This window comes from Anaerobiospirillum sp. NML120449 (genome assembly GCF_023051105.1).
Lineage (GTDB): Bacteria > Pseudomonadota > Gammaproteobacteria > Enterobacterales > Succinivibrionaceae > Anaerobiospirillum.
In genome coordinates this window covers 126,156-138,728 of record NZ_JALKIL010000004.1, presented here as the reverse complement: position 1 = coordinate 138,728, position 12,573 = coordinate 126,156, and the positions used below count along the sequence as shown (strand labels likewise).

General features: G+C 51.6%; 4 protein-coding genes and 1 tRNA gene. 1 reads left to right on the top strand and 4 read right to left on the bottom strand.

The genetic code is table 11. The features are described 5' to 3' along the window. The first annotated feature begins 297 nt into the window (after positions 1–297). Positions 298–1,248, top strand: a complete 951-nt coding sequence (locus tag MXE41_RS02435) for a ribose-phosphate pyrophosphokinase (RefSeq protein WP_246978697.1) — start codon at positions 298–300, stop codon at positions 1,246–1,248. 445 nt (positions 1,249–1,693) lie between these two features. On the opposite strand, the gene MXE41_RS02430 is transcribed toward MXE41_RS02435, so the two are convergent. The 4 genes from MXE41_RS02430 to MXE41_RS02415 form a co-directional block, all read right to left on the bottom strand. Then, a complete protein-coding gene (locus MXE41_RS02430; RefSeq protein ID WP_246977536.1) occupies positions 1,694–3,313 on the bottom strand; it encodes a proline-rich domain-containing protein in 1,620 nt (539 codons plus the stop codon). Positions 3,314–4,382: 1,069 nt separating this feature from the next. After that, entirely contained in the window at positions 4,383–7,157 is a 2,775-nt protein-coding gene (locus MXE41_RS02425) for a hypothetical protein (protein ID WP_247099227.1), read from the bottom strand. Positions 7,158–8,732: 1,575 nt separating this feature from the next. Further along, entirely contained in the window at positions 8,733–10,751 is a 2,019-nt protein-coding gene (locus MXE41_RS02420; RefSeq protein ID WP_247099226.1) for a hypothetical protein, read from the bottom strand. A gap of 1,436 nt (positions 10,752–12,187) precedes the next feature. Next, a tRNA-Leu gene (locus MXE41_RS02415) sits at positions 12,188–12,270 on the bottom strand. Between the last annotated feature and the right edge of the window lie 303 nt (positions 12,271–12,573).

Sequence of the window (12,573 nt, the reverse complement as noted above, 5' to 3'; positions counted from 1 at the left end):
ATCAGAGCTGGTTATTCTGGAATATTTCTGCCAGGGCACAAAGACAGTCTGCCTCAGGCAGTAAAAAGTCTGCTCTGTGGCAGACCTGCAGTTAAGGCTCCATACATGCTGCCGCCCATTGAAATCAGATTTTGAGCCCAGTCTGAGCACAGGATCTGTACGGGGCAGCATGACACTGCTTTTTTTCAGGATAAATCGCTCTAAACGCTGATTTTTATCTGATTAGTGGTAATATACAGCGTGCTTTGGAAGATGAGCATAATCAAGCTTCAATTTTTTACTTTTCAGGACACATAAATGGCTGATATGAAGTTGTTTGCCGGTAACGCTACCCCGGATCTGGCAAAGAAGATTGCATCCAGACTGTATACCCGCTTAGGCAATGCTACCGTTGATCGTTTCTCCGACGGCGAAATCCATGTACAGATTAATGAGAATGTTCGCGGTTGCGATATCTTCATTATTCAGTCCACCTGTGCACCAACCAATGACAATTTAATGGAGCTTATTGTCATGATTGATGCCATGCGCCGTGCCTCTGCCGGTCGTATTACCGCAGTAGTTCCTTACTTTGGTTATGCCCGTCAGGACCGTCGTCTGCGTTCTGCCCGTGTGCCTATTACCGCCAAGGTAGTTGCTGACTTCCTGTCCTCCGTAGGCGTTGACCGTGTCCTGACTGTTGACCTGCACGCTGAGCAGATCCAGGGCTTCTTCGATGTCCCTGTAGACAACTGCTTCTCCAGCCAGATTTTTGTTGATGACATGCTCCAGCAGAATCTGACCAACCCTGTAGTGGTTTCCCCTGACATGGGTGGTGTGGTTCGTGCCCGTGCTATCGCCAAGCTGTTAAACAACGCCGACATCGCCATCATCGACAAGCGTCGTCCTCAGCCAAACGTATCTGAGGTTATGCACTTAATCGGTGAAGTAAACGGCCGTGACTGTATCATCGTTGACGACATCATCGACACCGGCGGCACCCTGTGCAAGTGTGCTGACGCCCTCAAGGAGCGCGGTGCTCTGCACGTAATGGCCTATGCCACCCACCCTGTTCTGTCCGGCAAGGCTCTTGAGAACATCTCCAACTCCACTCTCGATGAGCTGGTAGTATCCGACTCCATTCCTGCAACTGAAGAGACCCGCAAGATTGAGAAGATCCGCTACCTGACCTTATCTCCAATGCTGGCCGAAGCCATTCGCCGTATCAGCAACGAAGAGTCCATTTCCGCCATGTTCCAGGCCCTCTAATCAGGCCTCCACTCATGGTTACGGCCCGCCTTATCAAGGCATGGCCACAGCAGGTCTGCCCCTGACAGGGCAGACCTGTTTTATTTTCAGCCCATAGCAAATAAAAGTACCGGCCCTGATGGCCCGGCCGCTCAGTCCGGACTGCCAGACATGCAGTCCTGTCGGCCGTGGCAGCCGGCCTCATGCCAGTCAGCGCGCAGCAGCCTGACCTCAGGTCCGGCACCACATCCCAGGCCGCAGGTCAGGCCGCCGCAGCCATGGCTGCTGCTGCGGCGGCGCTGACAGCTGCCCATGGTGGGCATTGACGCATACATACATTGATTATATTCAATGCGTACAAAGTTAAAAAAACCTGGTCTTGCCAGGTTTTTTTTGCGTAGAACACAAGGCTGTGCAGCGTGCGGCGCGCCCAGGCGCGCTGCTCTGGCACAGCAGGCAGCGCCTGTCAGCGCTGACCTGAGGTGACCTGCAGAGAGGTCATGAATTCGTTGGCCTGAATGATGGCATCCTCATAGGCTGCCCACAGACGGGCTGATGGCACCTTGAAAGTACGGGCATAGGCAAATACGCCCTCAAGGTTGTTGCTCTCCATGTCATCAAGACACTGTACGGTACGGCATACCAGAGAGTTCTTGTTGCTGATATGTCTGCTAATGGCTGTCAGATAGCGGTCAGCCATCAGCTCTTCCATACTCTTGAGCAGAATCTCAGGGAGCAGGGAGAAAGCACCGGTCTGGAAGCTGTAATGCCTGTCCTCAGCTGAAGCATTTGGCATACGGCGCACCACGTACTCGGTAAAGTAGCCGTGAATCAGTACGCGACGGTAGAGTTCATCAATAACATGCAGAGAGGCGCTCTGTACGCACTTGGTGTAGTGCTGGAGCAGGCCGTGCAGCAGAATCACCGTGAAGGAAGGAATTGGATCGTGCTCCAGCAGATATTTGTAAATATCGCTGAGGTTACCCAGAACACGCAGATCCACCTTCTTAAAGCGGTGAATGTGGTAGATGAGGATCTTGAGAATGGCTCGGTTCTCAGAAAGATACTTCTTGAAAACCGGATAGTTAATCTTTGGCTGGAAAAGCTCATGAGCCAGCGACATGATATCAGCCTGGAACGGCTCCAGCAGTGCAGGGGACTGCTTGAAGGTCATGGTCGAAGTACTCATTGGCGAAATAACCAGATCAGCACGGTAGCTCAAAGACATCTTGAGCAGAGTGGCTTCAGTGGTTCCGTAGGCAATGATCTTGAGCCATGGGGCCTTGACCTTGAGCTTCTGGAATACGGCCAGCTGCCATGCACCCTGATTGCCCATGTTGATCATCACATACTCGATATGCAGGATGCCCTTAAGCCAGCCGCGCTTCATGACGTCCATGAGGTCTACGGCAAAGCGGACACCAAAGCGCTTGACCTTGGACATAAAGTCCACTACCTGAACGCTTGGCTCCTGATAGGAAGGGATCTGCAGTACCAGTCGTGAGGCTACGCCTTTCTTGACCAGTGGAATGATGGCCGGGTTGACCGGCATCATGATCAGAGCCTTGGACTTGGCGCCCACAAAGTTGATGATGGAGCGCTTCATGAAGTAGTCATCAATAATCGATGCTACATGCTGAGGCAGCACACGGTCAGTTACGAACTTGTTGCCCGATGAGAAGCGCAGACGGTACATCTGTACTACACGGTGAGCATCGTAAACAGGGGTGCGGGAAATGATATGGCTGTGGTTGGCCTCGTTATTGGCCGAGGCAGCTGCAGCTGTGCCAGGTGCCTGCGGTGGACGGGCCTGCTGAGCCTGAGCCGGCATGCCCGGACGTGCGGCCTGTGGCACACCTGGTCTTGCGCCCTGAGGAACACCTGGTCTGGCGCCCTGTGGTACACCTGGTCTGGCCCCCTGAGGAACACCTGGTCTGGCGCCCTGAGGGACAGCCTGACCTGGGCGACCGCCCGCTGCTGCCATCTGTCGGGCACGGGCAGCCGCAGCAGCCTGCATGGCTGCTGGATTGGCGCGCGCCTGCTGAGCGGCTCGCTGCTGCATTACGGCTGTTGGGTTACCTGACATCTGCTCAAATAGCTCTTGTTCTGGCCTTAGGACAGAGCACGGCACTGGGCCTGCTCAAACGGTTCAGGAGGCGCTGCTGCACTCCTGGTCATCTGGGGGCACTACATATTAACGTACGTACAGGCAAAAACCTGAACTCTCCTGAGTAATGTCCCGCACCGCTTTTGCGATGCTGCTCTGAAAACGGCGCATTTGCGCCTTTTCCGGGCAATCCAGATGAATTATATAATATTGAGTTCTGATTCCGCCCTGATTTTATCCAAATCAGCGCAGACAGAGGTGCAATAACTTGCGGTACAGGTACCATCATGCAGCCAGGCACTGTTAGACCATGGTCTGCACAGACAGAGCTCCTGACTGTGTCAAATAATCAGCCCGCTTCAGGCATTACAGCATGTATCAGTCCCTGACGGGGACCGCAGATACCTTCACTTATAAGCCTTGTCAGGAGCATGCTTTGAGGTTAAATACCCTCAAGCATCGGTTCTGCCAGCCGCACAGCAGGGCACGGCAGCACCGGCCGGCTGCAGCTTAACACGCGCCAGGCTCCGGGCTGAAGAAGAAATTTGCAATTGCAGTGCCAGTCCTGATTCCCGGCTCATTTTCGTGCCAGTCAGCTGGGACAGCCACTTAAATGCGATAAACATCGGCCGGTTAAAAGGCTATGGTTTGAACCAATTCGGGGCACATGCTCATTTGAGCGTCAATTCAGGCGTCACCGTTATCTTAAATCAGCTGTTTTTTGACACCAGCCACAGTTTTTATGACTGAAACAGCCGACAGACAGCAACACCCTCCAGGCTGCCTTTGCTGTGCATGGCAGCAGTCGCTGAAGGACACGTAAATGCGAATACTCATCCGCAAAACGTTACCTGTGCATCGTTACTGCATGCTGACCTGACTATCTGCGACCAGCTGCCGGCAGAGCCCTGTAATCGTACCGAACATCATCAGGAACAGATATACGGCTACAGGCCCCACCCCTGCGCAGCAATACGCAAACTCAGGCTTGTCGGGCATTAAACCTGGTCCGGCCAAAACAGTTTAACCGGACTTACTGAGGGCCGCCTTATTTTCTGACGGTAGCAATGTTGAGGATCAGCAGAAGTTCATTGGTACGCATTACGGCCTTCTCATGGCTGATGAGCACAGAGGCTGGCGGAATGTGGTACTTCTGAATGAAGCTGAAAATGGAGCTGAGGTTGGTGTTCTCGATGGCAGAGATACAGTCAATGGCATCGGAAAGCACCTCAGAGGAATAAATGCGGTCGTAGATATCGGCATACTGATCATCTGCAATCACATCAACTTCCTCCTTGAGCAGGAAGAGATGGAGCAGGGAGAACATACCGGCCTGGAAGCCGAATCTCTCCAGATCAGGGTTGGCCATTACCTTGTTGAGGTACTCGCAGAAATAACCACGGATCAGAGCCTGCTTGAAGTACTCCTGGAGAATTTCCTGGGAGGAGATGGTAACAGACTTGACGTAGTACAGCATCATGGCACGGCCGGCCAGCACTGAGAACGAACGTCCCGGTGTGGTCTCCTGCAGATACTGGAAGAGATCATGCGAGCTCTGCACCTGACGTGGTGAGGCGTGACGGAAGCGGTACAGGAATACGGCCATGTCACGGCTCAGCGACTCATGAGTGTTGAGGAAGCGAGAGAAGACTGAATAGTCTGGCTCGTCGGCAAACAGCTGATGAATCAGTCCCAGAACCTCCTGCTGCATAGGCTTGAAGAACTCAGGGTCCTGATTGAAGCGCAGCTGAGGCATCCAGAAAGGTGCATCAAGATAATCAATCTGATGGTGGGAAAGATAACGATAGCCCTCGTTATTGACATCGTTATAACCCACGGTCTTGAGCCATGGGGCCTTGATCTTCAGGCGCTGGAATACGTGCAGCTGCTCCTTGACCTTGGCACTGAGATCGATCATCACATACTCAATGCTCAGGATGGCGCGGTTCCAGTCCTTCTTGAGCAGGAGCATCAGATCGATGGCAAAGCTCATACCACTGCGTCTGAGTCGGGTCAGAATGTGCAGGGCTGATGGGGTAACCGGCTGCTCAGGACAGATTCGCAGAACGACGCGGTTGACGGAGTAACGGTCAATATAATCAAGGAAATCGTAGGTAATAGGCATCATGACCATCACGTTAGGGCGACGGCCAATAAAGCAGGACACACCTCGTCGTATGAAGTAACCAAACAGTACGTGATAAACGTGCTCGCTCTTTAACGAGTTCACCTGGAAGAGTTTTCCGGCAGTGAACTTGAGCTCGTACATTGAAATATTGGAATTGGCATCAAATACTGGTGTGCGGGATACCAGATGGCATCTGTGAGAAGAACGCTTTAATTTTATTAAATGTTCAGGAGACAGGCCTGGATATTCTTTGGCCAGCTCTTCAAGAGTTTTTTCACTGTTATCAGGCAACAGCATTGAGTCCTTGGCCTTTGCATTCATGCGGGAGGCATGAGAACGGGTAGACTCATCTACTGGACCGCCCTGATCCTCAGCAAGAACACGGCTTGGACGTGTACCGCTGCTTGAGAAAATCCTGTTGTCTGCAGGCTCTGCTGATAATGAGGATGATTCAGAGTCGTCATTTTGAGCAGTAAACAGCGGAGTATAGGCGCTGATTACTGAACGGTCTCTGCGACCGCCACGAATAGCCAGACCGGCTGGAATATTGGCAGTTGTACCAAGGAAAGTATTGGAACGTGTAAATGGCTTGGCACCACTGTCGTTATGAACCTTTTCACCAGTCTTGGAAATAGCCATAAGGGCCTGGTGAGCTTCATTCCAGATCTGGGCACGCTGAGGGTTAGCACTCTTTACGGCACTTGCATTACGTGCCAGTTCATCAGCGCTGGTAGCAACCTTATGCTGAGGATAGAGAGTACGACTGGTACTCCAGGCCTTCTGAGCAGTGGAAGTGGTCTGTGTCAGGGTATTTTCCTCTGGAACAGCAAGACCTACCTGCTCATTCTTGCGCTGCTGCATCTGCTTCTTTTCCAGAGCCTTTCTCTGACGCTCGCGCTCAAAGCGCTCACGCTGCTCCTGGATCTGACGCTTGCGCATTTCCTGAATGCGCTGCTGATGAGTCATGTGCGAGTCAGCATCGTTTTCAGCCAGCTCCTGATTGCGCTGAGCAATACGGTTCTGGATGTAACGGTTGTCATTGGAAGACAGAGTGCTGCGTCTGCGGTGGGACAGAGTTGAATACTCATCCTGGAGATCCTCACCTACAGGATCACCGCCAACAAAATCACTGGTGCTGTTGCGACCGGAAAGCTCCTGAGTGGCCTCAAGAGTCTTCTGCTTGATATAGCTGTCGGAATAAATGCTGTCAGCAGGATAGAAAGACTGAGATGACGGGGCAGAATAATCCATGGTCGCAGCACGGTTGCCATTGCGGGAATTATCCCTGTCAAACATGGAGCTGCCGCCACCAAAAGTGGTGGAACGGGATCTGGCAGTAAGAGCAGCAGGATCCTGGTTGCCAGTTGAGATCTGCATCTTGGAGGCCAGCGGATCCATATCGATCTTTACTGTACCTTCACGCAGATTGACCTTGGCATCAGAAACTTCCTGATGCTGGGTAGCAACAATCACCTGCTCCTTAACTGATTTAACCAGTTCAGGATTAATACCATAGGCTTCCAGTCGGGCTTTGTCGACCTTGCCCTCTTCACCCAGATCGAAGCCCTGGTCGTACCATTCATCGCCATTGGAGCCGTTACCAGCCCAGCCCATGGAGGCTCTCCTGCCGCCACGCTGTGCAGAAAAGTTCTGTGAAGCTGAATTCTGGCCATCTGTATTATGGAAGTCAGACATAGAGCACCTAAATTAAACCTTCTCTCCCAGGTTGAAGCTTTGCTCAACACTGCGGTAAATAGCTGTAGTACTAAACACAAAAATGTGTACTGACAAGCTGCAAGGACTTATGCAGCACCCTGCTGCTCAGAAAAGTGACAGACCTGAAGGCCGGTCTCAGAAACTGTGCAGTGTGATTTAAGGCAGGCAAGTCCAGTCTTTTGCAGACTGAAGACTAACATTTCCGGCTTTATGAGAATGCTTTCCCCGATGCGGGGTCTGACAGGACCTGCACGTTTATGTGCCAGTCAATGCCGGAGTAAACCTGAGAATTAAATTTATGTCACGTTCCCACCAGGAACGGACAGCTGTTGCCGACGGGACCACAGCGCATCAGCAGGGGGATGTTTCGGGCTTTCTTACCTGTGCCCGCAACTGCGCCCATAATTGCGCTGACCTGCTAAAAGGCTAATGTCGAAACCTTATCATTTGTCGGCTTTATACTGTCTAATGCAACATTAATTCCAACTGAACAATTACTATCGGATACAGATCACAACATGGTCTTTCCAGGGCAGTGATACACGTAATTATGTCCTGTAGACGCCCGGATAATATTGAGCGATCTCACAATTCAGAATGATATTGATGAACATTTTCTCCAAAATCAGACCGGGTACTGAAATTCTTCCATCAAAACACTGCCCCCGCCGACGGTCAGCTGTTAAGCCCTTCAGACAACCTTGCATACCAGCTGACCTGCAGCCAGCAAACCAGCATGAGCTGGCTGGACCATCTCTCCCCACACCTGTCATAAGCTCAAACCATGAGCAGCTGAAAGCTCAGAGCAGCTGCATTGCTTTTGCAGGCGTAAGCCCTGTCAAACAGGCCAGGAATAATGCCCGTTACTCACAGCATGATGCGCAATATGTATGTAACTGTTTCACTGTGAAAGTTATCATTTTTCACAATCCCATGTCACCTGCCATCTAAGAGCTGTCTGTAAAATTGAGTTACAGCCCCCAATTTACCACCAGGATAACTCATACTGGTGCCCAACCCGCTCTACAAAAGCGCAGCCCCTGCCGCTGCCCGGTCCCTGCCTATGCCCTGCCCCTGTCCATGCTCATGCCCGCCCCGGTCCCTGCCCCTGTCCATACCCGGCCCCTGTCCATGCTCATGCCCAGCCCCGGTCCCCGCCCCATGCCCGGCTCCTGCCCTTTCCCCTTCTTTTACCTTTAGCGCACACGAGGCATGCCCAAAACAGCATCAGCACGCCTGGAATCCGTCAGGCTGCAGCGACTGCCATGCTGCAGCATCAGCTCGACTGAAGCATCCTCCCGTCTGCTGCGCCCGCTCATAAACAAAGCGGTCATTAACATCAGCTCCAGCTTAAGTTAATGACCGGTTACAGGGCTGTCACAATGCAGACGCCTACTGACATGGTCCCATAACTCCTGCTCAACTGCAGGCTTTCGTACCCTTTTTGACAATACGTTTGCTAATTCTGCCCAGTGGAGCAATTAACAGATAAATGACTTGGAGTTCCTGATACTGCCCGAGCTGGCAACATAATTACTGGTTCCGCGTCCTGTCTTATTGATTATTTTCAGCTTCGTCTCTATCCGCAGCCTCCTTTTGAGCTTCGCTCATGGCACGGTAGATGACCGGTGGGGAACCGTAGCTGACTGGTGTGTTGCTGTCGCGGCTCACCTGTGCGGTGCTGTCGTAGCTGCGGGCCGGGCCATTAATGGCCATATGATTTTTTACCTTGATCTCATTGCGTATTGAAGCAAGGCGGCGGTTGAGGGTTTTGCGCTCAGAGCCAAAAAGGAAGCTTTCATCAGAAAAGAGCAGTGACAGAGTGCGATTGTCATCGTGCACACCGTAGGTCACCTTGAGGTAGTTGTTATGATCACGGAACCAGTAGATCTCGCAGTTATAGCGGTCCTCAGACAGCTCCTTCATGGCGCTGCAGATTTCTTCGTAGAGCACAGCAACATCTCCCACAGCAGTCTCGTATGGGTCAAACCTGTCGTAGCGCATGCTCAGAAAGTTTATGAAATCTTCCTTGTCTACTGTAGGAGAGAGGCGGCTGTGGACAGTGATCGCACTCAGGGTGCCATTGTCACTGGCACGGGCCTCAATACGCTCAAAGCCGCCATAAGGAATGCAGCTGTTTCCAAAAACCGTCATGTAATAGCCTGCTGCAGAAATGTAGCAACCACTGCCAAAACTGTTGCGGCCGTTGACGCTGTTTACCCTGTCTATGTACTCCTTCCAGGCAGCCTCATACTCGCGGCCACTGACCCTGCCAATATATTGCTGACCAAAGCTGAAAGGCACCAGATCGCGGCGTATGTAACTGTTAAAGCGTTCGTAACGTTCAAAGCTGCGGGCATTAAGCACACCAATGTAGATACCACTCGAGCTGCTGCTCATATCCTGATCATCAAGCAGAATACCTGGAATGGCTGAAGCGCTGTCGTCACTGAGATCCTGCTCTGCCCCATAGGGTGTATTGAGCTCCCTGATACTCTGAGCCTGCTTTCTGATGCTGAAAGAATGGGCTGATGCTGCATGGGAGGTTGCCATGGCAGATACACCAGGAGCCCTTACTGACTGCACGTCGGAAAGCTGCTTTTCCTCAGCTATGGTATTGCCATAGTAAAAAGAGGAAGAACGGGCCCATATTTCATTTTCCTGAGATTCCCATGCCGGATTGAAGTTGCGGTTCATATCACGGGCATAGGCAATGCGCTGCTCACAGCCCCTGTTTTCCAGTTCACAGCTGATCTTGAGCAGATTGTGCATTACAAATGAGGTGTACAGGTAGATGTAGTGAGAGTCATCAGGAATATCAATGACATTGTCACCATCTACATCCTCCATGTAAGGACGTCCATCAACAAAGCGCGGCTTGTGACGAGTCGGATAGCCATCGACCATTTCCTGGGTATTGAGATTTTCATCATCGCCCTCAGGAGCACGAATGCGGTGATGATCAGGGAACAGACTGGCTCCTGCTCCTTTAACTTTGGCTATGGCTGCCCCTATGGTGGCAATAGGAATAGGGGCTCCCAAGTCGTCGTGACCTGGTCTGGTCTGCAGAGTGCTAAGAGCAAAAGGATCGCCAGATGAGGTGTAAGGCAGCACGGTTGACTGACCGGAGGTAGCGGCAGCTGCTACATCGCCGGCCAGGTAAGCGGCTACAGAACGGGCATCAGGGTAGAAGTAGAAGGTGTGCCCGTCAGAATGGACGTGATGAAGAGGGTTTAACCAGAATAACCTGTGATCAAGGCAGATGAATACAGGCAGAACTCCATAAGGAGTTACGATATTGGAACCACGGTGCTCGTGGATATAGGAGAAGAGCTCAGGAACATCATGGGCATGATGCTCAAAGATAACAGACTCTACAGGACGACGGCTGAGCGACATGGGGACAGTAGTGGACTCAGGGCCGGTACGCAGGGTGTCTAAGCTTAAAGTGGAGCCAAAACCGTTATCTACCAGCCACATCATGCTGTCGTCGGAAGCTCTGTCAGCAAGAGTGGAGCGGAGGTCTACGGCATCAGAGATAACGTTGCCATCATGTCCTGAAAACGTGTGCATCAAGGCTGCAGCAGGCTGTAAGATGCCAGGACAGAGCATGAAGACTGCAGCTGCAAACATGGCCCATAACTGACTGCAGCCAGTCACTGCTCGCCGCCATATGGCAGATGTCTGGTCGGACAATGGGCCATCGCGGCCTACAACCCAGTACTGCACTGAAGCCAGGCGGTCACAGGTTTTATTCTGCCCTGCTGCAGCCTTACCGGCAGCAGCCTTGCCTGCAGAGACCATGCATACGTCCTGACTGCGCTCCGGGCTCTTTGTACGGACAACAGGAGGCATGCAGGCGCGTGCAGCATTAAGGTCTTTACCTGCTGCGGCACGTACCCGTTTGACAGCGGGTCCGGAAGCATGATCTTCTGGTTCAAAGCTCATATCTGTCCGCCTCAAGCTCCATCAGTCAGCCGAAAATAAGAAGAAAAGACTGTACTGTTACAGCGATCTGCCAAGTTCTGTTTAACAGCCCCCTCAAAGAGTTCATACCATGGGCACGGACACTGGGACTGATGGCTGGTGCAATGCAAAAACATCGTTACAGATCAATACATAACATCATGCCACCAAGGCTGTCTGGTATACAGGTACAGGCTTATCTATCGAATTTTTTACAGATCATAGATATCAGTCTGGATCATAGCAAAGATAGAATCACAAAACAAAAACCAAACCTGCACAAATACAAATAAAGCCATGCATAACGGATCTGGAAACGCATGAATACTTCATTGAGCCCCTGATCCACAGAATTCTGGTCAAAACTAATATCACTTGCATACAGGTATTTCCCTCCGCGCTCTATATTTCAGCACCCGGCAGCCATGCCCAACATGCAGCATTCCACCGGTCAGCCGGCCCAGACTGGTCTTATCAGGCAGGATCGGTCTTATCCTGGCTGATCACTGCCTTTGAGTTCAATTACTCAGGGCTCTTGCAGACAAGACAGTTACCGGTTGGGCGTGGTAATGCAGGTATGCTGGTGCCAGGAACGGAACCGAACTGAACTGAAGATATGACTTCCATAGTTATTGTGCCGGGCTGAACGGATGCTTTTTAACGAGGCTATGCTCTGACGCAGTAATGTGCCTGTGCGATACGGACAATACGGACCATACGGACCATACGGACAGGATGAGCGAAGCTGTATTGAACCAGGAAGCGCTGGAGGAGCTGGATGAAGTGGAATTGAATGGGATGGGATGGGATGGGATGCAGTGAGACAGGAAAGATGTTATTAGCCTGGTGATGGTCAGGCCGGTGAGATGGGATTTGATGGAACGGGCTGGAGCCGGATGAAGCGGGATGGAGCCGGATGAAGCGGGATGGAGCCGGATGGGACTTAATGGGATGCGTGCAGCAGGCTTGAAATTTTGCAGGCTGTAAAAACAAAAAAAGCCTACTTGCTGACCATTCTCTGCGGTCTTGCAGTAAGCTTGAATTGGTGCCCAGGGCGGGACTCGAACCCGCACTCTCGCGAACTACCCCCTCAAAGTAGCGTGTCTACCAATTTCACCACCTGGGCTTAATCAGATTTTTGCTGAAACACTCTGTCGTTTCAACGGTGCTCATTATAAGGTTTTTTATTGTGATGTAAAGCATTTTTTAAAAAATTTTTAAGCTTTTTTGATGACCCTGATTTTTAAGCCAGAAACGACGCCTCCATCGGGCCTGACGCAAAGTTGACCGCCCTGAAAATGACCAGTTTTACCCCCGGGGGGCCTCAAAAACTTTTTGAAATTTCAGCTGCGACTGCTCTACCGGAAGAAATTTCTTTCCACTGCAAGGCAACTTTTTACTGCCAGAGCCGGTGCATCTTTAATTCAAG